At 56.3% G+C, this 22,454-nt stretch carries 22 protein-coding genes and 1 pseudogene; 13 read left to right on the top strand and 10 right to left on the bottom strand.

The genetic code is table 11. The annotated features are described in order from the left end of the window. The first annotated feature begins 50 nt into the window (after positions 1–50). Positions 51–230 (top strand): YoaH family protein, encoded by a 180-nt coding sequence (locus ACOTXC_RS05415; RefSeq protein ID WP_022648441.1) that lies wholly within the window; start codon positions 51–53, stop codon positions 228–230. Between the two features lie 6 nt (positions 231–236). Here ACOTXC_RS05415 and ACOTXC_RS05410 read toward each other — a convergent pair whose 3' ends face one another. After that, complete coding sequence (locus ACOTXC_RS05410; protein WP_022648440.1) at positions 237–581, bottom strand: RidA family protein; 345 nt, start codon at positions 579–581, stop codon at positions 237–239. Between the two features lie 133 nt (positions 582–714). Between ACOTXC_RS05410 and ACOTXC_RS05405 the strand changes: the two genes are divergently transcribed. The 5 genes from ACOTXC_RS05405 to rnd all read left to right on the top strand — a co-directional run bounded on the left by ACOTXC_RS05405 (position 715) and on the right by rnd (position 7,094). Beyond that, complete coding sequence (locus ACOTXC_RS05405) at positions 715–2,625, top strand: ATP-dependent DNA helicase (protein ID WP_421767469.1); 1,911 nt, start codon at positions 715–717, stop codon at positions 2,623–2,625. 66 nt (positions 2,626–2,691) lie between these two features. Continuing rightward, positions 2,692–3,387, top strand: coding sequence for a tRNA (adenosine(37)-N6)-threonylcarbamoyltransferase complex dimerization subunit type 1 TsaB (gene tsaB, locus ACOTXC_RS05400; RefSeq protein WP_022648438.1), 696 nt, complete (start codon positions 2,692–2,694; stop codon positions 3,385–3,387). 37 nt (positions 3,388–3,424) lie between these two features. Continuing rightward, a complete protein-coding gene (locus ACOTXC_RS05395; RefSeq protein WP_023300347.1) occupies positions 3,425–4,006 on the top strand; it encodes a Slp family lipoprotein in 582 nt (193 codons plus the stop codon). 203 nt (positions 4,007–4,209) lie between these two features. Next, complete coding sequence (fadD, locus tag ACOTXC_RS05390) at positions 4,210–5,895, top strand: long-chain-fatty-acid--CoA ligase FadD (protein WP_072201026.1); 1,686 nt, start codon at positions 4,210–4,212, stop codon at positions 5,893–5,895. Positions 5,896–5,978: 83 nt separating this feature from the next. After that, on the top strand, positions 5,979–7,094 hold the full coding sequence (gene rnd, locus ACOTXC_RS05385; protein ID WP_421767511.1) for a ribonuclease D: 1,116 nt from the start codon (positions 5,979–5,981) through the stop codon (positions 7,092–7,094). A gap of 86 nt (positions 7,095–7,180) precedes the next feature. Here the strand turns inward: rnd and minE are convergent, their stop codons facing one another. From minE to minC, 3 genes are read right to left on the bottom strand one after another with little or no spacing between them, the layout of a single operon-like run. After that, positions 7,181–7,447, bottom strand: a complete 267-nt coding sequence (gene minE, locus ACOTXC_RS05380; RefSeq protein ID WP_003859937.1) for a cell division topological specificity factor MinE — start codon at positions 7,445–7,447, stop codon at positions 7,181–7,183. A gap of 3 nt (positions 7,448–7,450) precedes the next feature. Beyond that, positions 7,451–8,263, bottom strand: a complete 813-nt coding sequence (minD, locus tag ACOTXC_RS05375) for a septum site-determining protein MinD (RefSeq protein WP_003859938.1) — start codon at positions 8,261–8,263, stop codon at positions 7,451–7,453. A 22-nt stretch (positions 8,264–8,285) separates the two neighbouring features. Then, positions 8,286–8,993, bottom strand: coding sequence for a septum site-determining protein MinC (gene minC / locus ACOTXC_RS05370; protein ID WP_023300345.1), 708 nt, complete (start codon positions 8,991–8,993; stop codon positions 8,286–8,288). 123 nt (positions 8,994–9,116) lie between these two features. Between minC and ACOTXC_RS05365 the strand changes: the two genes are divergently transcribed. From ACOTXC_RS05365 to ACOTXC_RS05355, 3 genes are all read left to right on the top strand, one after another. Next, positions 9,117–9,392, top strand: coding sequence for a YcgL domain-containing protein (locus ACOTXC_RS05365; protein ID WP_006810982.1), 276 nt, complete (start codon positions 9,117–9,119; stop codon positions 9,390–9,392). Between the two features lie 47 nt (positions 9,393–9,439). Next, on the top strand, positions 9,440–10,099 hold the full coding sequence (locus tag ACOTXC_RS05360) for a fumarylacetoacetate hydrolase family protein (protein ID WP_022648433.1): 660 nt from the start codon (positions 9,440–9,442) through the stop codon (positions 10,097–10,099). Between the two features lie 93 nt (positions 10,100–10,192). Next, complete coding sequence (locus tag ACOTXC_RS05355; RefSeq protein WP_022648432.1) at positions 10,193–10,633, top strand: YcgN family cysteine cluster protein; 441 nt, start codon at positions 10,193–10,195, stop codon at positions 10,631–10,633. Positions 10,634–10,732: 99 nt separating this feature from the next. Here the strand turns inward: ACOTXC_RS05355 and dsbB are convergent, their stop codons facing one another. Then, positions 10,733–11,263 (bottom strand): disulfide bond formation protein DsbB, encoded by a 531-nt coding sequence (gene dsbB, locus ACOTXC_RS05350; protein ID WP_032622423.1) that lies wholly within the window; start codon positions 11,261–11,263, stop codon positions 10,733–10,735. Positions 11,264–11,309: 46 nt separating this feature from the next. Then, positions 11,310–12,848, bottom strand: a complete 1,539-nt coding sequence (gene nhaB / locus ACOTXC_RS05345) for a Na(+)/H(+) antiporter NhaB (RefSeq protein WP_045308313.1) — start codon at positions 12,846–12,848, stop codon at positions 11,310–11,312. A gap of 203 nt (positions 12,849–13,051) precedes the next feature. Between nhaB and fadR the strand changes: the two genes are divergently transcribed. Next, complete coding sequence (gene fadR / locus ACOTXC_RS05340) at positions 13,052–13,771, top strand: fatty acid metabolism transcriptional regulator FadR (protein ID WP_015570315.1); 720 nt, start codon at positions 13,052–13,054, stop codon at positions 13,769–13,771. A 66-nt stretch (positions 13,772–13,837) separates the two neighbouring features. Here the strand turns inward: fadR and ACOTXC_RS05335 are convergent, their stop codons facing one another. Further along, positions 13,838–15,370, bottom strand: a complete 1,533-nt coding sequence (locus ACOTXC_RS05335) for a SpoVR family protein (protein WP_022648429.1) — start codon at positions 15,368–15,370, stop codon at positions 13,838–13,840. 321 nt (positions 15,371–15,691) lie between these two features. Here ACOTXC_RS05335 and ACOTXC_RS05330 point away from each other — a divergent pair, with 321 nt between their 5' ends. Both ACOTXC_RS05330 and dadX read left to right on the top strand, forming a co-directional pair. Further along, entirely contained in the window at positions 15,692–16,990 is a 1,299-nt protein-coding gene (locus ACOTXC_RS05330) for a D-amino acid dehydrogenase (protein ID WP_022648428.1), read from the top strand. Between the two features lie 9 nt (positions 16,991–16,999). Continuing rightward, on the top strand, positions 17,000–18,070 hold the full coding sequence (gene dadX / locus ACOTXC_RS05325) for a catabolic alanine racemase DadX (protein WP_022648427.1): 1,071 nt from the start codon (positions 17,000–17,002) through the stop codon (positions 18,068–18,070). Positions 18,071–18,230: 160 nt separating this feature from the next. On the opposite strand, the pseudogene ACOTXC_RS05320 reads toward dadX, so the two are convergent. Together ACOTXC_RS05320 and ldcA are read right to left on the bottom strand one after the other, a co-directional pair. Continuing rightward, positions 18,231–19,898, bottom strand: a pseudogene (locus ACOTXC_RS05320) (potassium/proton antiporter); the annotation flags it as partial. Between the two features lie 97 nt (positions 19,899–19,995). Next, a complete protein-coding gene (ldcA, locus tag ACOTXC_RS05315; RefSeq protein WP_421767468.1) occupies positions 19,996–20,910 on the bottom strand; it encodes a muramoyltetrapeptide carboxypeptidase in 915 nt (304 codons plus the stop codon). A gap of 107 nt (positions 20,911–21,017) precedes the next feature. Here ldcA and emtA point away from each other — a divergent pair, with 107 nt between their 5' ends. After that, a complete protein-coding gene (emtA, locus tag ACOTXC_RS05310) occupies positions 21,018–21,629 on the top strand; it encodes a membrane-bound lytic murein transglycosylase EmtA (RefSeq protein ID WP_022648424.1) in 612 nt (203 codons plus the stop codon). A 37-nt stretch (positions 21,630–21,666) separates the two neighbouring features. Here the strand turns inward: emtA and ycgR are convergent, their stop codons facing one another. Then, entirely contained in the window at positions 21,667–22,398 is a 732-nt protein-coding gene (gene ycgR, locus ACOTXC_RS05305; RefSeq protein ID WP_022648423.1) for a flagellar brake protein YcgR, read from the bottom strand. Between the last annotated feature and the right edge of the window lie 56 nt (positions 22,399–22,454).

The following is a 22,454-nucleotide window of genomic DNA, read 5'->3' as shown; positions in this document are numbered from 1 at the left end:
TACCGGGTAGCGTGAAATAATTAGCGCGAATAATTTAGCAGGAGTTAACGATGTTTGCAGGTTTACCTTCTCTCAGTCATGACCAACAGCAGAAAGCGGTAGAGCGGATTCAGGAACTGATGGGCCAGGGTATGAGCAGCGGAGAAGCGATCACCGTCGTCGCTCAGGAAATTCGCGCCAGTCATACCGGCGAGCGGATAGTGGCGCGATTTGAAGATGAAGATGAATAACCGGGCTTAAACTGCCGCGATAATCTTAATCTCCACCTTATACTCCGGTTTCATCAGCGTGGCCTGTACGGTGCAGCGTACAGGCGCGTGACCCGCCACTACCCACGCATCCCAGGCTTTATTCATCTCCGCGAAGTCGTCTTTATTCGCCAGGAAAATCGTCGCGTCCAGAATGCGGGATTTATCGCTGCCCTGTTTTTCCAGTACGGCGTCGATCTGCGCCAGGGTGTTAGCGGTTTGCTCGAAGGCGTCGGCGTCCAGATTGGCAGGGACACCGGTGTAGTACAGCGTCTGGTTGTGGATCACCACATCAGACCAGCGGGCTTCGGCATCAATGCGCGTAATTGTCATAAACGTATCCTCGTTATCTTTCATCGTCAGGCGGCAAGACTGCCATATTGTTCCGCCGTCGTCACTATTTGGGGTGGCACCGGAGAGAAGGGGCTGACATAATCCCTGTGCAAAAATACAGTGAGAGAACACCGTGGCAGACGATTTTTCCCCTGAAGGTCAGTTAGCACAGGCAATTCCCGGTTTTAAACCGCGCGAACCCCAACGTCAGATGGCGCATGCCGTCGCGCACGCCATCGACAAGGCGCAGCCGCTGGTTGTGGAGGCCGGCACCGGTACGGGGAAAACCTACGCTTACCTCGCTCCTGCGTTGCGGGCGAAAAAAAAGGTTATCATCTCAACGGGATCAAAAGCGCTCCAGGATCAGCTCTACAGCCGCGACTTACCTACGGTGGCGAAAGCGCTAAAATACAAAGGGCGTCTGGCCTTGCTGAAAGGGCGTTCTAACTATCTGTGTCTGGAGCGTCTCGAACAGCAGGCACTGGCGGGCGGTGACCTGCCGGTACAAACACTCAGCGATGTGATCGTCCTGCGCGCCTGGGCCAACCAGACGGAGGAGGGGGACATCAGCACCTGCGCGAGCGTGCCGGAAGACTCCCCGGCCTGGCCGCTGGTGACCAGCACCAACGACAACTGCCTCGGCAGCGACTGCCCGCTGTATAAAGACTGCTTTGTGGTGAAAGCGCGTAAAACGGCGATGGACGCCGACGTGGTGGTGGTGAACCATCACCTGTTTCTTGCGGATATGGTGGTCAAGGACAGTGGTTTCGGCGAGCTGATCCCGGAGGCGGAGGTGATGATCTTCGATGAAGCCCATCAGCTACCGGACATCGCCAGCCAGTATTTTGGCCAGTCGCTCTCCAGCCGTCAGCTTCAGGATCTGGCGAAAGATATTACTATTGCCTATCGCACCGAGCTCAAAGATACCCAGCAGTTGCAGAAGTGCGCGGACCGCCTGGCGCAATGCGCACAGGATTTCCGCTTACAGCTTGGCGAGCCGGGCTATCGCGGCAACCTGCGCGAACTGCTCGCGGACAAAAATATCCAGCGCGCGCTGCTGCTGCTCGATGATGCCCTTGAACTCTGTTACGACGTGGCGAAGCTATCCCTCGGACGTTCAGCGCTGCTGGACGCCGCCTTCGAGCGGGCCACGCTCTACCGTGGGCGGCTGAAGCGGCTGAAAGAGATCAAACAGCCGGGCTACAGCTACTGGTATGAATGTACCTCGCGCCACTTCACCCTGGCGCTCACGCCGCTGACCGTTGCCGATAAATTCAAAGAGGTGATGGCGCAAAAGCCCGGCACCTGGGTCTTTACCTCGGCCACGCTGTCGGTCAACGACGATCTGCACCACTTTACCGAGCGTCTCGGCATTGAGCAGGCTGAATCCTTACTCCTCCCAAGCCCGTTCGACTATGAGAAACAGGCGCTGCTGTGCGTGCCACGCAATCTGCCGCTGCCTAACCAGCCAGGGGCGGCGCGCCATCTGGCGGCCATGCTAAAGCCGATGATTGAGGCCAACAACGGACGCTGCTTTATGCTCTGCACCTCTCACGCCATGATGCGCGATCTGGCCGAGCAGTTCCGCGCGACCATGACGTTGCCGGTGCTGTTGCAGGGGGAAACCAGCAAAGGCCAGCTGCTCCAGCAGTTTGTCAGCGCCGGTAATGCCCTGCTGGTGGCGACCAGCAGCTTCTGGGAAGGGGTGGACGTGCGCGGCGATACGCTCTCGCTGGTGATTATCGATAAGCTGCCGTTCACATCGCCGGACGATCCGCTCCTGAAAGCACGCATGGAGGACTGCCGTCTGCGGGGGGGCGATCCGTTCGACGACGTCCAGTTGCCGGACGCGGTTATCACGCTTAAACAGGGGGTAGGGCGACTGATACGCGACGTCACCGACCGCGGAGTGCTGGTGATCTGCGACAATCGCCTGGTGATGCGCCCCTACGGCGCCACCTTCCTCGCCAGCCTGCCGCCTGCGCCGCGCACACGGGATATTAAACGCGCGGTCCGCTTCCTGGCGAACCCGACGGCGGAGTAATTCTTCCCGGAGTGTGTTAAGATGCGCGCCATTTTGTGACTGACCATTGCGAGAGCGCGACGACTGATGCGAATTCTGGCTATTGATACCGCGACAGAGGCCTGTTCCGTTGCCCTGTGGAACGACGGTACGACTTTTGCTCATTTCGAAGAGTGCCCACGGGAACACACCCAACGTATTCTGCCCCTGGTAAAAACCATTTTAACCGAGGGCAACACTGCCCTGACTGACCTCGACGCGCTGGCCTACGGCCGTGGCCCCGGCAGCTTTACGGGCGTACGTATCGGGATTGGCATTGCGCAGGGGCTGGCGCTGGGCGCTGACCTGCCGATGATCGGCGTCTCAACGCTTGCGACCATGGCTCAGGGTGCCTGGCGCATGACCGGTGCCAGCCGCGTGCTGGCCGCGATTGATGCCCGCATGGGTGAAGTCTACTGGGCGGAGTACACCCGTGACGAAAACGGCGTCTGGCACGGCGAAGAGTCGGAAGCCGTGCTTAAACCTGATGCCGTCACCGAGCGCCTGAAACAGCTCACCGGTGAGTGGGCGACGGTCGGAACCGGCTGGCCGGCATGGCCTGAGATGGCGAAGGACACCGGCCTTACGCTGGTGGACGGTAACATGCTCCTGCCTGCCGCCGAAGATATGTTGCCTGTTGCCTGTCAGCAGCTTGCCGCAGGAAAAACCGTGGCCGTTGAACACGCCGAGCCGGTTTATTTACGAAACACCGTCGCGTGGAAGAAACTTCCTGGCCGCGAGTGAATCTCAGTAACAGGAACTGAGAAAAAGGAGTCGCATCATGGCGGTTCAGACTAAAGTTGTACGCTTTTTTATGGCAGGCGCGGTTGCCATAGCACTGAGCGGGTGCGTCACCGTTCCTGATGCGATCAAGGGCACCAGCCCGACGCCACAGCAGGATCTGGTACGCGTGATGAATGCTCCGGAGCTGTATGTCGGGCAGGAAGCGCGCTTTGGCGGCAAGGTGGTTGAAGTGCTAAACCAGCAGGGGAAAACACGGCTGGAGATTGCCACCGTTCCACTGGACAGCGGCGCACGGCCTGTTCTGGGTGAAGCCTCGCGCGGGCGGATCTACGCTGACGTCAGCGGCTTCCTCGATCCGGTAGATTTCCGCGGGCAGCTGGTGACCGTCGTCGGGCCGATTACCGGTTCGGTGGCGGGGAAAATCGGCAATACGCCATACAAATTTATGACCATGCAGGTGAACGGCTACAAACGCTGGCGTATCGCCCAGCAGGTGGTGATGCCGCCACAGCCAATCGATCCGTGGATGTGGGGTCCACATCCGTATCGTTACGGCTACGGTGGCTGGGGTTGGTACAATCCAGGCCCTGCACAGGTTCAAACAATTGTAACTGAGTAAGTTACTGTTATTGTTAGGAAAGAGACAGCGGCTCAGCCGCTGTCTCTGTTTTTTTACGGATAAAACGAAAAAAAAGAGTGACGCGCTTCGCAACCTGCAATCTGAACAATTAATAAACTGGTACGCTGAGTTAATATAATGTTAACAAACTGTTTATTATCGGGGCTGTGATGACGACGAACACTCATTTCAGAGGTGATGCATTGAAAAAGGTTTGGCTTAACCGTTATCCCGCGGATGTCCCTGCGGAGATCAATCCTGACCGTTATCAATCCCTGATTGAATTATTTGAACACTCGGTACGGCGCTACGCTGACCAGCCCGCATTTGTGAATATGGGCGAAGTGATGACTTTCCGTAAGCTGGAAGAGCGCAGCCGGGCGTTTGCGGCCTATTTACAGGAAGGGTTGGGCTTGCAGAAAGGGGATCGCGTCGCGCTGATGATGCCAAACCTGCTGCAATACCCGGTGGCGCTGTTCGGGATCCTCAGGGCGGGGATGATCGTGGTTAACGTTAACCCGCTCTATACCCCACGCGAGCTGGAACATCAGTTGAATGACAGCGGTGCGGCGGCGATTGTGATTGTCTCCAACTTTGCCCACACGCTGGAAAAAGTCGTTGAAAGAACCCAGGTTAAGCACGTCATCCTGACGCGCATGGGCGACCAGCTCTCTACCGCGAAAGGTACGCTGGTCAACTTTGTCGTGAAATACGTTAAGCGGCTGGTGCCGAAATACCACCTGCCGGATGCCATCTCTTTCCGCCGCGCGCTGCATGCGGGCTATCGGATGCAGTACGTTAAGCCGGAGATCGTGTCAGAAGATCTGGCGTTCCTGCAATACACCGGCGGTACCACCGGCGTGGCTAAAGGGGCGATGCTGACCCATCGTAATATGCTGGCAAACCTTGAACAGGTGAACGCCACCTACGGGCCGCTACTGCACCCGGGCAAGGAGCTGGTGATCACCGCGCTTCCGCTGTATCACATTTTTGCGCTGACCATGAACTGCCTGCTGTTTATCGAGCTTGGCGGTCAAAACGTATTGATCACCAACCCGCGCGACATTCCGGGGCTGGTTAAAGAGCTGGCGAAATACCCGTTCACCGCCATGACCGGCGTGAACACCCTGTTTAACGCGCTGCTTAACAATAAAGAGTTCCAGCAGCTCGATTTCTCCACGCTGCATCTTTCTGCGGGCGGCGGGATGCCGGTTCAGCAGGCGGTTGCCGAGCGCTGGGTAAAACTCACCGGACAGTATCTGCTGGAAGGCTATGGTCTGACGGAGTGCGCCCCGCTGGTCAGCGTCAACCCGCATGACATCGACTACCACAGCGGCAGTATCGGTCTGCCGGTCCCGTCGACGGAAGCTAAACTGGTGGACGATGAGGGTAACGAAGTGCCTCACGGCGAACCGGGCGAGCTGTGCGTCAGAGGGCCGCAGGTGATGCTGGGCTACTGGCAGCGCCCAGATGCCACGGATGAGATCATCAAAGACGGCTGGCTGTACACCGGCGACATCGCGGTGATGGATGACGAAGGTTTTCTGCGTATCGTCGATCGCAAGAAAGACATGATCCTCGTTTCCGGTTTCAACGTCTATCCGAACGAAATCGAAGACGTGGTGATGCAGCACAGCGGCGTGCTGGAAGTGGCAGCGGTGGGGGTTCCATCCGGCAGCAGTGGTGAAGCGGTGAAGATATTTGTGGTCAAGAAAGATCCTTCTCTTACCGAGGAAGCGCTGATAACGTTTTGTCGCCGGCAGCTGACGGGCTATAAAGTGCCGAAGCTGGTGGAATTCCGCGATGAGCTGCCGAAATCCAACGTCGGGAAGATATTACGACGAGAATTACGTGACGAAGCCCGTGCCAAAGTGGACAATAAGGCCTGAGCTTCACGTTAATCGCCCAGACGCCGGTTAAGCCGGCGTTTTTTATGGGCGCAAACAAAAGAGAGTCCGATTTGAATTACCAGATGATCACTACCAACGACGAGCTGGCTTCGCTGTGCGAGGTGACGCGTGATTTCCCCGCTATCGCCCTGGATACGGAATTTGTACGTACCCGCACGTACTACCCGCAGCTGGGCCTGATCCAGATGTATGACGGCAAACACGTGTCGTTGATTGACCCCCTCGGCATTACCGACTGGGCGCCAATGCGCGAGCTGTTGCTTGATACCGCCGTGACCAAATATCTGCACGCCGGCAGTGAAGATCTGGAAGTCTTTCTCAACACCTTTGGCATCATGCCGCAGCCGCTGATTGATACCCAGATCCTCGCGGCGTTCAGCGGTCGTCCGCTCTCCTGGGGCTTCGCGGCGATGGTGGAAGAGTACACCGGTCTGACGCTGGATAAGAGCGAATCGCGTACCGACTGGCTCGCGCGCCCGCTGACGGCGCGTCAGCTTGAATACGCCGCGGCAGATGTATTCTACCTGCTGCCGATTGCTGGCCAGCTTATGAAAGAGGCTGAGGCGTCCGGTTGGCTGTCTGCCGCCCTGGACGAGTGCCGCATGACGCAGCAGCGTCGTCAGGAAGTGGTTGATCCGAAAGAGGCCTGGCGTGACATCACTAACGCCTGGCAGCTGCGCACCCGTCAACTGGCCTCTCTGCAACTGCTGGCTGACTGGCGGCTGCGTAAAGCGCGTGAGCGCGATCTGGCGGTTAACTTCGTGGTGCGTGAAGAACACCTGTGGGCGGTGGCGCGCTATATGCCGGGTAGCCTTGGCGAACTGGACAGCATTGGCCTTTCCGGGAGTGAGATCCGTTTCCACGGTAAAACGCTGCTCGCGCTGGTAGAGAAAGCTCAGCAGCTGCCGGAGGACGCACTGCCAGAACCACTGCTTAACCTGATGGATATGCCGGGCTACCGCAAGGCGTTCAAAGATATCAAAGCGCTGGTGCAGACGGTGGCGGGGGAAAGCAAACTGAGTGCCGAACTGCTGGCTTCACGTCGTCAGATTAACCAGCTGCTGAACTGGCACTGGAAGTTGAAACCGCAAAATGGTTTACCGGAACTGGTCGCCGGATGGCGGGGGGAACTGATGGCTGAACGCCTGAATACCCTGCTGGAAGGGTATCCGCGCTAAAGAATTGTAGCCCCGGTAAGCGCCGCGCCACCGGGGAAATTGCCGGGCGGTACGATGCTTGCCCGGCCTACAAAACCACAAACGGATTAACGCGACTCTTCCGCTTCCGGAAGCGTCACGTTCAGCTCCAGAATCGAAATATCCCCGTCTTTTTGCTCCAGCTGAACGGTGACCATTTCCGGGTCAATCTGCACGTATTTGCAGATCACTTCCAGAATGTCTTTGCGCAGCTGCGGCAGGTAGTGCGGTTCGGCGTCGCTACGACGACGTTCCGCCACAATGATTTGCAGACGTTCTTTTGCGATGTTGGCGGTGCTTTTTTTCCGCGAGAGAAAAAAGTCCAGTAATGCCATAACTTATCCTCCGAACAGGCGTTTGAGGAAACCTTTCTTCTCTTCTTCAATGAAGCGGAAAGGACGTTCTTCTCCCAGCAGACGGTCAACGGTATCCGCATACGCTTTACCCGCGTCTGCCTGTGTATCCAGGATCACGGGCTCACCCTGGTTAGAGGCGCGCAATACGGACTGATCTTCCGGGATCACGCCAACCAGTTTGATGCGCAGGATCTCCAGCACGTCTTCCATGCTCAGCATGTCACCTTTGTTCACCCGACCCGGGTTGTAGCGGGTTAGCAGAAGGTGCTCTTTGATCGGCTCCTGGCCATTTTCCGCGCGACGAGATTTCGAGGCCAGAATGCCGAGAATACGGTCGGAGTCACGTACTGACGAGACTTCCGGGTTAGTAGTGATGATGGCTTCATCCGCGAAGTAGAGCGCCATCAGCGCGCCGGTTTCGATACCGGCCGGGGAGTCGCAGACCACGAAGTCGAACTCCATCTTTTTCAGATCGTCGAGCACCTTTTCCACGCCTTCACGGGTCAGCGCGTCTTTATCACGGGTCTGGGACGCCGGGAGAATGTAGAGGTTCTCGGTACGCTTATCTTTAATTAGCGCCTGGTTAAGCGTGGCATCGCCCTGAATGACGTTCACGAAGTCATACACCACGCGACGCTCGCAACCCATGATCAGGTCCAGGTTACGCAGACCGATATCGAAGTCGATTACGACGGTTTTCTTTCCCTTCTGGGCCAAACCAGTAGCGATGGCCGCGCTGGAGGTGGTCTTGCCAACGCCTCCTTTACCCGAAGTCACAACAATAATGCGTGCCATAGAAATTCCTTGTTAAAAGGGATCAATTTAACGGTTGAACGGTCAAAGCGTTATCTGCCAGCTGCAGACGAGCCGCTTTGCCATAAAATTCGGCTGGGATTTTATCGCTCAGCCAATATTCACCTGCGATAGACACCAGTTCTGCCGTCAGGTGAGTACAAAAAATTTGTGCTTCTCGATCGCCGCTGGCGCCCGCAAGCGCACGCCCACGCATCATACCGTAAACGTGAATATTGCCGTCTGCAATCAGTTCTGCGCCCGCACTGACGTGGCTTGTAACAATCAGATCACAGTTTGGCGCATAAATGCGCTGACCGGAACGAACCGGCAGATCAATCAATCGCGTTTTTGTGACTGGGGCTACATTTTGCGCCGAAGGCGGGGGAGCGGGAACGGTTGCAGGCGTTGCGCGCGGGGATTTTTCTCTACCCTCGTTTAACAAGGGCAAACCCGCGCGTTCAATTTCGGCTTTTAACTCTGCGTCTTTACAGCCGCTTATACCCACGATGCGCAACCCCGTGGAGACGACGGCCTGCTGGAGTCGCTTCCAGTTAACCGGCCCCTCAAGGTCGCTTACATTGACGACAACAGGAGCATGCTTAAGAAAAGCGGGAGCCTGCGCGATTTTGTCTTCTAACGCCTGACGAATAACCTCGGGTTTTGCATCATGCAAATGAACCACTGATAAGGTGAAGCTACTGCCTTTAAGCTCGATGGGCGTATTTGACATCCTGGCCTTACTCAATTTGCTATTAACCGCAACACATCGCCGCGATATTCCGAAGAGTATCAGGCATGTTATAGTCAGGAGTATATTGAGGCAAGCAACCACCCATTAATTCAGAGTAAAAACATGTTTTGTGTGATCTACAGAAGTACCAGCCGCGACCAGACCTACCTTTATGTCGAAAAGAAAGACGATTTTTCCCGCGTGCCTGAGGAATTAATGAAAAGCTTTGGCCGACCGCAACTGGCGATGCTGCTGCCGCTGGACGGCCGTAAGAAGCTGGTGAACGCCGATCTGGAGAAAGTCAAAAAGGCGTTAACCGAGCAGGGCTATTATTTACAGCTTCCGCCGCCACCGGAGAATTTATTAAAACAGCATCTTGAGGTGAGCGGAAAGAAATAAGCCCGGGTCACTCCGGGAACAACTCATCAACCGATTAGGGGTCGACCATGTATCAACATCATAACTGGCAAGGTGCATTACTGGATTATCCCGTCAGCAAAGTGATCTGCGTGGGCAGCAACTATGCAAAACATATTCAGGAGATGGGCAGCGCCGTGCCGGATGAGCCGGTTCTGTTTATTAAGCCAGAAACCGCACTGTGCGATATTCGCCAGCCGCTGGTTCTGCCGCAGGGGCTGGGCTCGGTGCATCATGAAGTGGAGCTGGCGGTGCTGATCGGCGCGACGCTGCGCCAGGCGACCGAAGAGCATGTAGAGAAAGCGATTGCGGGTTACGGTGTCGCGCTCGACCTGACCCTGCGCGACGTCCAGAGCAAAATGAAGAAAGCGGGGCAGCCGTGGGAAAAAGCCAAGGGCTTTGACAATTCATGCCCGATTTCCGGTTTCGTTCCGGTGAGTGAATTTACCGACGATCCGCAGAATACGCCCCTCAGCCTGAAGGTCAACGGCGAGATTCGCCAGCAGGGGACGACCGCTGACATGATCCATAAGATCGTTCCGCTGATTGCCTACATGAGCCGCTTCTTCACCCTGAAACCCGGCGACGTGATCCTTACCGGCACTCCGGAAGGTGTGGGGCCGCTGCACAGTGGCGACGAGCTGGACGTCAGTTTTAACGGCCTGTCGCTGAAAACCCGCGTGCTGTAAAAGCACCTTGCCGCCTGAAAAGGGCGGCAAAACTTGCATCAACGTGCCAGACTCGTTATAAGGTGCGCTCTATTTTGACGTGTGGACATCCCGATGAACGACATTCCTTTCTGGCAAAGCAAAACTCTCGACGACATGACCGACGCGGAGTGGGAATCGTTGTGTGACGGCTGTGGGCAGTGCTGCCTACATAAGCTGATGGATGAAGATTCGGATGAGATCTATTTCACCAACGTAGCCTGCAAGCAGTTAAACATCAAAACCTGCCAGTGCCGCAACTACGAGCGCCGTTTCGACTATGAGCCGGACTGCATCAAGTTAACCCGTGAAAATCTGCCGACCTTTGAGTGGCTGCCGCATACCTGCGCGTATCGCCTGCTGGCGGAAGGTAAAGATCTGCCCACATGGCATCCGCTGTTGACGGGGTCGAAAGCGGCGATGCACGGCGAGCGTATTTCCGTGCGCCACATTGCGGTGAAAGAGTCCGAGGTGCAGGACTGGGAAGACCACATTATGAATCACCCTAATCGGTGATAATAAAAAACCCGCCGAGGCGGGTTTTTTATTGTGCGCAATTTTGTCGGGTGGCGCTGCGCTTACCCGACCTACAAAACTGACGTTGCCGTTTTGCTTTTACCTTCCAAAAAGATCGCGTTTCTTTGGCTTGAACGGCTGGGCAATCAGCACCAGCAGCGCTACCACGAAGTAGGCGACAAAAATGCCCACCAGCCACTGCGGCATCTCCAGCGTCAGAAACTCCCACTGGCGTACAGAGCAGTCACCGGAGGCCACAAACACCTGCGGCAGCCATTTATCAAGCGGCAGCCAGCTCGGGAAGCGGGCGGCAAAGTCGCAGGTCATAAACGGCGACGGGTGAAGCTGCATCTGGGTGTGCTCCCAGGCAAGCGCAATCCCTTTCCCGGCGCTGTACAGCCAGATGGCAATTGCGGCATAGCGTAACGGTGTTTTAGGTGCAATCGCACCTACCAGACCCGCGCCCATAATGCCGAACAGCGCACAACGCTCATAGATACACAGGACGCAAGGTTTCAGCCCCATCACATGCTGAAACCACAGCGCGACCATTTCCAGCGCAAAGGCGGTCAGGGCCATCAACAACCACGCTCCGCGACCGCGTGAGCACTGGTTCAAAAATCGCAACATAATCATTTCCCTGGAACATGCTTAGACAGCGCAGTGTAAACGAATTTTAATGCGCCGCAAGTATACCTGCTTGCAACAACCATTGCGTACAGGGAACGAGAGTAATTTTGATGCACAGCAAACCAACAAGGGTAAGCACCAGCGTGTACGGCAGCGCCATCCAGACCATTCTTCCATAAGAAAGTCGTATGAGTGGCGCCAGCGCCGAGGTCAGCAGGAAGAGGAAGGCCGCCTGACCGTTCGGGGTTGCCACGGAGGGGAGGTTGGTTCCAGTGTTGATCGCCACCGCCAGCAGCTCGAACTGTTCACTGCTGACAATCCCTTGCTCCATCGCGGCTTTGGCCTCATTGATGTATACCGTCCCGACAAAGACGTTATCGGATATAGAAGACAACAGACCGTTAAACAAATAGAACAGCGTTAGCTGAGAATCTGGCGTGGCCTGAAGCACAAACGCGATGATTGGCGCGAACAGATGTTGGTCAATAATCACCGCCACGACGGCGAAAAACACCGCCAGCAGGGCGGTAAACGGCAGCGCTTCGGTAAAGGCTTTTCCGATAGCATGTTCGTCCGTGACGCCGCTCAGGCTGGTTGCAAGAATAATTACCGACAGACCAATCAGCCCCACCTCGGCAAGGTGGAAGGCCAGCGCAGCGATAAGCCACACGCCGATGATGCCCTGTGCAATCAGGCGCAGCGTCTCCTGGCGCGTGCGTTGTTTGCGGCTCTGCTCGTCAAACTTATGCAGCTCCTGACGGACCTGATCGGGCAACTTCGCGCCATACCCAAAAAGGTTGAATTTTTCGACCAGCACGCAGGTCGCTAAGCCGCAGATCAGAACGGGCACGCTGACCGGCGCCATGCGCAGGAAAAATTCGCCAAAATGCCACTCAGCCGCTTTGGCGATAATCAGGTTTTGCGGCTCTCCGACCATTGTCATCACGCCGCCCAGCGCCGTCCCCACGCCCGCATGCATCATCAGGCTGCGCAGAAACGCGCGGAACTGCTCGAGCACATCGCGGTTGTGCGCCTCAACGTGGCTGTCGTCCTGTAAGTTATCGCCAGGACGAGACGAGGCGACCCGGTGGTAAATACCGTAAAAGCCGACGGCGACGCTGATCACCACCGCCACAACCGTCAGCGCATCCAGGAAGGCAGAGAGGAAAGCCGCGGCGAGGCAAAACGCCAGCGAGAGCAGCGTTTTCGACGGAATGCTCAGCAGCAGACGGGTGAAGATAAACAGCAGAAGCTGCTTCATAAAGTAGATCCCCGCCACCATGAAGATCAGCAGTAGCAGGACTTCAAGATTCGACGCAATCTCGTTTTTAACATGCTCCGCGCTGGTCATTCCAATGACCACGGCTTCCAGAGCCAGCAGCCCGCCGGGCAGCAGCGGATAGCACTTCAATGCCATCGCCAGGGTAAAGATAAACTCGGCGACCAACATCCACCCGGCAACGAAGGGATCCAGCAAAAAGATAACGGGATTAACGACCAGGAATACCAGTAGAGTGAGTTTGTACCAGTCAGGTGACTGACCTAAAAAGTTGCGCCACAGCGCGCGCCCAAATGAAATTTCCACGACAGACGTCCTTTCCCCGTCAAATAAGACAAGACATCAGTATACGCAAAAACGGCGGCGGAGAGGGGGGATAAAGCCATTTTGTAAATTTCATAAAAATGAAACGGCGATCCCTCTTTTCTGTCTCTGCTGCGCTATCTGCCTCTGCGCGCCTCTGGTATGATGAGTGCAATTTGCTAAAGCTGTGTAATGGAAATCTCACTATGGTCATTAAGGCGCAGAGCCCGGCGGGTTTCGCGGAAGAGTACATCATTGAAAGCATCTGGAATAATCGTTTCCCTGCGGGATCAATTCTACCTGCTGAACGTGAACTCTCTGAACTGATTGGCGTCACCCGTACCACGCTGCGAGAAGTGCTCCAGCGTCTGGCGCGCGATGGCTGGTTGACGATACAGCATGGCAAACCCACTAAAGTGAATAACTTCTGGGAAACGTCCGGGCTGAATATTCTGGAAACGCTGGCGCGTCTCGATCACGAAAGCGTACCGCAGCTGATTGACAATCTGCTTTCGGTGCGCACCAACATCGCTACCATTTTCATCCGCACCGCGTTTCGTCAGCATCCTGAAGATGCGCTGAAGGTGCTTGCCACCGCCAATGAGGTGGAAGACCACGCGGACGCCTTTGCGACCCTCGACTACAACGTGTTCCGCGGTCTGGCGTTTGCTTCCGGCAATCCGGTTTACGGTCTGATCCTGAATGGAATGAAAGGATTATATACACGCATTGGTCGTCACTACTTTGCCAACCCTGAAGCCCGCAGCCTGGCGCTCGGCTTCTACCATAAACTGAGCAAGCTCTGCACCGAAGGGCTGCACGATCAGGTCTATGAAACGGTGCGTCGTTATGGCCACGACTCCGGTGAAATCTGGCACCGAATGCAGAAAACCCTGCCGGGTGATTTAGCGATTCAGAGTCGCTGAAATAAAAAACCTCTCGATTGAGAGGTTTTTTTCGCCCGGTGGCGCTTCGCTTACCGGGCAAAAAAACTACAACGTATTCAACCGCGCCGGACACCGCTCCAGCAGCTCCACGCTGCCATCTTCATTCTGCTGCTCCAGCGACACGTCAAATCCCCACAGGCGATGCACATGCTTCAGCACTTCCTTACGCCCCTTATCCAGCGGCGCGCGGTTGTGAGGGATATAGCGCAGCGTCAAAGAGCGGTCACCGCGCAGATCCACATTCCAGACCTGAATGTTCGGTTCAAGATTGCTCAGGTTGTACTGAGACGACAGGCGCGAGCGGATCTCACGATAGCCCTCTTCGTTGTGGATCGCAGAGATCTCCAGGTAGTTGTTGCGGTCATCATCCAGTACGGTGAAGAAGCGGAAATCACGCATGATTTTCGGCGACATGAACTGGCTGATAAAGCTCTCATCCTTAAAATCACGCATCGCGAAGTGCAGCGTTTCCAGCCAGTCAGAACCGGCAATATCCGGGAACCAGTATTTGTCCTCTTCGGTGGGCGACTGGCAGATACGCTTGATATCCTGGAACATGGCAAAGCCGAGTGCGTAAGGGTTAATGCCGCTGTACCACGGGCTGTTATACGCTGGCTGGAATACCACGTTGGTGTGGCTGTGCAAAAACTCCATCATAAACCGCTCGGTGACTTTTCCTTCGTCATACAGGTGGTTAAGAATGGTGTAGTGCCAGAAGGTCGCCCAGCCTTCGTTCATCACCTGGGTCTGCTTCTGAGGATAGAAATACTGGCTCACCTTGCGCACGATGCGCAAGATCTCACGCTGCCACGGCTCCAGCAGTGGGGCGTTCTTCTCCATAAAGTAGAGCAGGTTTTCCTGCGGCTCGGAAGGGTAACGACGCGCCTCGGCGACGGTTTTCTCCTCCTCACGTTTCGGCAGGGTGCGCCACAGCATATTCACCTGGCTTTGCAGATACTCCTCGCGGCTCTTCTGCCGGGCTTTCTCTTCCTGCAATGAGATCTTCTGCGGACGCTTATAGCGGTCAACGCCGTAATTCATCAGCGCGTGGCAGGAGTCCAGTAGCTTCTCTACCTCGTCCACGCCGTAGCGCTCTTCGCAGTCGGTAATGTATTTGCGGGCGAAGATCAGGTAATCGACGATGGAGCTGGCGTCCGTCCAGCTGCGGAACAGATAGTTATTTTTGAAGAACGAGTTATGTCCATAGCAAGCGTGCGCCATCACCAGCGCCTGCATGGTAATGGTGTTCTCCTCCATCAGATAGGCAATACACGGGTTAGAGTTAATAACGATTTCATACGCCAGCCCCTGCTGTCCGTGCTTATACAGTCGCTCCGTTTCAATGAATTTTTTACCAAACGACCAGTGCGGATAGTTAATCGGCATCCCGACGCTGGAGTAAGCGTCCATCATCTGTTCCGAGGTGATGACTTCAATCTGATGGGGATAGGTGTCCAGACGATAGAGTTTGGCCACCCGGTCGATCTCCGCCAGGTAGACATCCAGCAACTCGAAGGTCCAGTCGGGTCCATCGCTCAGACGGGTGCTGTCCCTTGACATGGAATCTAGTGTAGCCATTAGCGCGCCCTCGTTGTTGGTCGCTCTCTCTGACTGGAGAGCCTCCTTTCAAGCATAGATCACCCCATTCAAATACGCGGGGCGCAGAAATTTTTTCTTTGCGATTTCCCGTTTTCGATACGGCAAAAAAAGCGGTGCTCGCAGAATTTTCTACTGGTTAAAAATAACGCGCAGCAGGAGATCCCAAATAAGCGCTATCCCCTGATACAGCGGGATATGTGAGTTGAGTCACCATAAAAAAGTCATATGTTGAATAATATTTTCAGCTAGGTTATCAATCTGTAATTAGATGATTGTTCTTTTGCTCATAATGGAGTGGCTATGCGTGTTGTCATACTGGGAAGTGGTGTCGTTGGCGTAACCAGCGCCTGGTATTTAAGTCAGGCGGGACATGAGGTTACCGTTATCGATCGCGAATCCGGTCCGGCGCTGGAAACCAGTGCGGCGAATGCGGGGCAGATCTCCCCGGGCTACGCTGCGCCGTGGGCGGCCCCGGGCGTTCCGCTGAAGGCGATCAAATGGATGTTTCAGCGACATGCGCCGCTGGCGATAAGCCTTGACGGCACGCAGTTCCAGCTTAAGTGGATGTGGCAGATGCTGCGCAACTGCGATACCCGCCACTACATGGAAAACAAAGGGCGCATGGTGCGCCTCGCAGAATACAGCCGCGATTGCCTGAAAGCGCTGCGTTCCTCAACGGGGATCGAATATGAAGGGCGCCAGGGCGGCACACTTCAGCTGTTCCGTACCGCGCAACAGTATGAAAACGCGACCCGCGATATCGCCGTGCTTGAAGATGCGGGCGTACCCTATCAGCTGCTGGAAGCCAGCCAACTTGCCCAGGTGGAGCCAGCACTTGCCGAGGTCGCGCACAAGCTGACGGGCGGCCTGCGTTTACCGAACGATGAAACTGGCGACTGCCAGCTTTTCACCCAGCGTCTGGCGCGCATGTGTGAGCAGGCCGGGGTGAAATTCCGCTTCAACACCTCTGTCGACAAGCTGCTGTCGGAAGGGGAGAAGATTTACGGCGTGAAGTGTGGAGAAGAGGTAATCAAAGCCGATGCTTACGTGATGGCGTTCGGATCCTATTCTACCGCGATGCTGAAAGGGATCCTGGATATCCCGGTCTATCCGCTGAAAGGCTACTCCCTGACCATTCCCGTGAAAGAGGACAGCGGCGCGCCAGTATCAACCATTCTTGATGAAACCTACAAAATCGCCATCACCCGTTTCGATAACCGGATCCGCGTCGGCGGCATGGCGGAAATCGTGGGCTTCAATACCGAACTGCTCAAACCACGTCGTGAAACGCTGGAGATGGTCGTCGGCGATCTCTTCCCGCGCGGCGGTTTCATTGAGCAGGCGACGTTCTGGACCGGCCTGCGTCCAATGACCCCGGACGGCACGCCGATTGTGGGCCGTACGCCATACAAAAATCTGTGGACAAATACCGGCCACGGTACGCTTGGCTGGACCATGGCCTGCGGTTCGGGCCAGCTGCTTAGCGACCTGATTTCCGGGCGGACGCCGGCAATTCCGTTTGACGATTTAAGCGCCGCACGCTATCAATCAGGGTTTACCCCCTCGCGTCCACAACACCTGCACGGCGCGCATAATTAAGGAGTCGTCATGTCCCGTCCCATTCTGGCCCAGCTGGATTTGCAGGCGCTGAAGGATAACCTGCAAATTGTTCGTCGTGCTGCGCCGGGTTCTCGTGTCTGGTCGGTGGTGAAAGCCAACGCCTACGGTCATGGTATCGACCGTATCTGGAGTGCGCTCGGCGCCACCGACGGTTTTGCCTTGCTGAATCTGGAAGAGGCCATCCTGCTGCGTGAGCGCGGCTGGAAAGGACCGATCCTGCTGCTGGAAGGATTCTTCCATGCGCAAGATCTGCCTCTGCTGGATAAGTACCGCCTGACGACCAGCGTTCACAGTAACTGGCAGATCAAGGCCATTCAGGACGCGAAGCTGCATGCCCCGCTGGATATCTATCTCAAAGTGAACAGCGGTATGAATCGTCTGGGCTTCCAGCCTGAACGTGTGCACACGGTCTGGCAGCAGCTTCGTGCGCTGAAAAACGTCGGTGAGATGACGCTGATGGCGCATTTTGCCGATGCGGAAAAGCCGGACGGCATTGCCGATGCTATGGTCCGCATTGAGCAGGCGGCAGAAGGGCTGGACTGTCCGCGCTCGCTGTCGAACTCAGCGGCAACGCTCTGGCATCCCGAGGCGCATTACAACTGGGTGCGCCCGGGGATCGTTCTGTACGGCGCGTCACCCTCAGGTCAGTGGCAGGATATCGCCAACAGCGGCCTGAAGCCGGTGATGACGTTACGAAGCGAAATTATCGGCGTGCAAACCCTGAAAGCGGGCGATACGGTGGGCTATGGCAGCCGCTATCGGGCAGCGGGCGAACAGCGTATCGGTATCGTGGCGGGGGGCTATGCAGATGGTTATCCGCGCATCGCCCCGAGCGGCACGCCGGTGTGGGTCGATGGCGTGCGTACGGGCACGGTAGGCACCGTCTCAATGGACATGTTGGCTATTGATTTGACGCCATGTCCTCAGGCGGGGATCGGCTCACCGGTTGAGCTGTGGGGCAACGAGGTTAAAATTGATGATGTGGCCGCTGCGGCGGGCACTGTCGGGTATGAACTGATGTGCGCGCTGGCGTCAAGAGTGCCTGTTGTGACGGTGTAACATGTGTGTGCCGGGTGGCGGCTTCGCCTTACCCGGCCTACAAAAGCCCGAACGTAGGCCGGGTAAGCGTTAGCGCCACCCGGCAAAAAAGCAGCTACTCCGCCTCCTCCTCCATCGGCCTTACGCCGACTTTGCGCACCGCGTTATCCTCTTTCTCGGCCACCGTCCAGACCATCCCGGCAAACTCCACCTGGTCACCGACGACCGGTGCAGCCCCTAATAATTGCTGAATAATCTCGCCCAGTGTTTGCTGGTTATCGCGATTCTCCAGTCCTCCCTCCAGGCCATAAATCAGCGCCACATCCGCAAAGCGGGCGCTGGCTTCGAGGATAAAATCGCCGAAGAAACGCTGATCCAGCGCCACCGGGGGCGACTGGCTGAACAGCTTGCCAAGGGCAGGCAGGTCGCGCTCGCGGCCAATCACGCAGAGGATATCGTTCTCTCGCAGCCGCGTGCTGCCGGTCGGGTGAAGCAGGGCGTTATCCCGGAACAGGGCGGCAATACGCGTTTCAGCGGGCATATGCAGATCGCGTAGCGAAGCACCCACGCACCACTTATCGGCGCTTAGCTGATAGACAAACTGTTCCCACGGGTTGTCTGGGTGAATATCCAGCCCCACGCGGGAGACCGGCCAGCCAACGGGCGGTACCACCACTTTGGCTTTTTTCGCCGCCCAGCCCAGCGACGTCCCCTGGAACAGCAGCGATACCAGCACCACAAAGAAGGCGACGTTGAAGAACAGACGAGCGTTGTCCAGCCCGGCCATCATCGGGAAAACCGCCAGGATAATCGGCACCGCGCCGCGCAGCCCCACCCAACTGATAAATATCCGCTCACGCAGGTTAAACCCGCGGAACGGCAGCAGCCCGGCAAACACCGACAGCGGACGGGCGATGAAGATCATCCAGGCCGACAAAAGCAGCGCTGGCACGACGATAGGCAGCAGGTCGGAAGGCGTCACCAGCAGGCCCAGCACCAGGAACATGGCGATCTGTGCCAGCCAGGCCAGCCCGTCAAAGTTTTGCAGTATCGCATAACGGTTACGAATCGGTCGGTTGCCCAGCAGGAATCCACAGAGGTAAACCGCCAGAATACCGCTGCCGTCCAGCGCGGTGGTGACGGCAAAGATCAGGATCCCGCCGCTCAGGGCCAGCAGCGGGTAAAGGCCGGAAGGCAGCGTAATACGGTTGATTGTCTGCTGTAACAGGTAACCGCCGCCGAGACCAATGATAATCCCGAGGCCAAACTGCTGGAGGATGTGCCAGGCGAACATCCAGCTCAGGCCAGTTTCGTGCTGCTGGATCATCTCAATCAGGGTGATGGTCAGGAACACCGCCATCGGATCGTTGCTGCCGGATTCAATCTCAAGCGTGGAGCCAACGCGCTCGTTCAGCCCCTTGCCGCCGAGCAGCGAGAACACCGCCGCCGCATCGGTAGAGCCGACAATCGCGCCAATAAGCAGGCCTTCCATCATATCGAGGTTAAACAGCCAGGCTGCCATCATACCGGTCAGGCCGGAGGTGATTAGCACGCCGACGGTAGCCAGAGACAGCGCCGGGCCTAAGGCAACGCGAAACGAACTTGCCTGGGTGCGCATGCCGCCGTCCAGCAAGATCACCGCCAGCGCGAGGTTACTTACCATATAGGCGAAAGGGTAATTATCGAAGGGGATACCGCCGATTCCGTCAACCCCCGCCAGCATGCCGATAGCCAGGAAAATGACAAGAATAGGTATGCCAAGGCGCGATGAAAATGAACTTAATAAAATGCTGAAGGTTACCAGGATGGAACCCAGAATGAAAAGACTGATTATCGCTGTGGCACTCAATGTCGTCTTACTCCCACCTCAATGTGAACGCTGTTATTAAAACCCTAACATATTAACAACTGTATCTGCGTTTTATTGAGGGGGAATAACGGCTTTTTTATGCCTTTAAGACCGGATGACCGCTGATTGTTAACCGACTGCCTGAATTACCGTGTGCAAGGTGCGCCCGGGCACCCAGTGGCAAGGTAACGGTTTGCTGCTCATGGCCGAAATTCAGACCGGCGATCACCGGAATATCCAGCCGGGAACGAATGAAATCGACCATCGTCTTCAGCGTGTAGCCCGCGTCGTAATCGTTGGGGGCTGACCCGCTGAAACTGCCCAGCACAATGGCCGACTGCCGATCCAGGATCCCGGCGTGATAAAGCTGTAACAGCATGCGTTCGACGCGGAACGGGTGTTCGTTGATATCTTCCAGCACCAGAATGCCGTCCTCGATCTGCGGCAGCCACGGTGTCCCAATCAGCGATACCAGCATCGCGAGGTTTCCGCCCCACAGCTGCCCTTCACATTCCCAGTGCGGTCCGTTGCCTTGCCACTCGACGGTAAACGTCGGGTTTTGCAGGGCGCGCCAGAAATGGTCCTGCGTAAACGCATCCAGCTCCGGCGCACCAAAGTTGCCGGCCAGCATCGGGCCGCTAAAGGTAATGACGTTATGCAACGCCAGCAGGCCGAGCTGGATCGCCGTGAAATCGCTGTGTCCGCAGATTAACAGCGGATCCTGCTGCTGGCGTGCGGCTAGCCCGGCCCAGTCGATGCTCTCCAGCAGCCGGCTTGCGCCATAGCCGCCGCGCACGGCCAGCACAATGGTGTTTTCACCTTCCAGCGTTGCCAGGCTGTTGATATCGCTCAGTCTCTGCGCCTCCGTACCGGCAAAACGCTGCATGCGGCGGGGGATAATTGTCTGATTTTCTACCTGATGGCCCATTTCCAGCAGGCGCTGAACGCCCCGCTGTGCCGCCTCCTGGTTGATGCAGTAGCCCGACGGTGCAATGAGATGAAACTGAGGCATGGCAATTCCTTGCTGAATGAGAATCTAATTGTCTATATCATGCCGCTTATACGCCGCCTGCTTCAAGGGGCGACGTACCGCGATGACCGGCTATAAGGATAGATGACGTGAAATTGAGATGGTTTGCTTTTTTGATTGTGTTGCTCGCTGGCTGTAGTTCAAAACATGATTATAAAAATCCCCCCTGGAATCCTGAAGTCCCGGTAAAGCGGGCCATGCAGTGGATGCCGATCAGCGAACAAGCCGGGAAGGCCTGGGGCGTGAGCCCGCGCCTGATCACCGCGATCATCGCCGTGGAGTCCGGCGGTAACCCGACGCTGGTGAGTAAATCGAATGCGGTGGGGCTGATGCAGTTAAAAGCCTCTACGGCGGGAAGAGAGGTCTATCGCTACATGGGCTGGAAGGGACAGCCATCCACCAGCGAGCTGAAAAACCCGGAACGTAATATCTCTATGGGAACCGCTTACCTGAGCATTCTGGAGCATGGCATTCTGAAGGGGATTGACGATCCGGAAGTGATGCAATATGCGCTGGTGGTGTCGTACGTTAACGGAGCTGGCGCGCTGCTCCGAACCTTCTCATCCGATCGCAAAGAGGCGATAGAAGAGATTAACGATATGGATAAAGATGAATTCTTCGAACACGTTGTGAAGAATCATCCGTCAGCACAGGCTCCACGTTATATCTGGAAAGTACAGAAAGCAATGGACGCCATGTAACGTCTTTGTCGGGCGGCAGCACGCTGCCCGACGCCTTTCAGCGCACTTTATTCGCGCGTTCCCGCGCTTCACGCTCCAGTGAAAAAATGATGCGCTGTAGTTCGCGCTCGGCGCCTGGCCCGACATTCAGAAAGCGAAAACTCAATCGCGGCGTGGTAATGGTTTCGTTTTTGCCGTCCACCACCTTGCGCTCGCTGATGGCAATCAGCTGGGCGTCAAACCAGAAGCGTCCCCATCCGCCCATATCCAGCTCGATCTGACTAAAACGCATACCTTCCACCAGCCCTTCCGGCTTCGGCATATCCATCAACGCTCCCATGCCGCCCAGCGATAGGTCAAAGAGACGAAAGCGGATCTCTTTTTTGTCCGGCATTTTTGCCTTACAGAAGTAGGCCGGGTGAAGCGGGGCGCTGATGCGAAAATACTCGCGGCGCTGCACGAACCAGAGATTAGCGGGCAGGGGGGTGATAAACGCAGGCAAACCCTGGTACACGATCGTGGTCAGGCGAGGCAGTATAAACTCGACTTTAGCCCCCTGCGTTTCGGCCATCACCGAGAGGTTTTCTGCCTGTAGCGCGGCACGGTTTTCATCGCTCTGGCTACCCAGATCGACGATCAGGTGCTCTGCCGTCACGTCCAGGATCTTGCTGATAAACTGGCTGGTTGACCAGTTGATGCGCAGCGGCACCTCGCCCTTTTTCAGGTCGCGTAACACCCCTAATACAGCCAGCGGATTTTGTTTCAGGAACTGCTCACTGTAGCTACTCACGCCAGATGGCTCCTCGATAGATGACAGACTGTCTCTGGGTTATCGGCACGCTGGCA

The sequence above is a fragment of the Enterobacter cloacae complex sp. IR5428 genome, from assembly GCF_049238585.1.
In the GTDB taxonomy this organism is placed as follows: domain Bacteria; phylum Pseudomonadota; class Gammaproteobacteria; order Enterobacterales; family Enterobacteriaceae; genus Enterobacter; species Enterobacter intestinihominis.
Note: the sequence above shows the minus strand (reverse complement) of the source record. Positions and strands in the feature narration are given on the sequence as shown.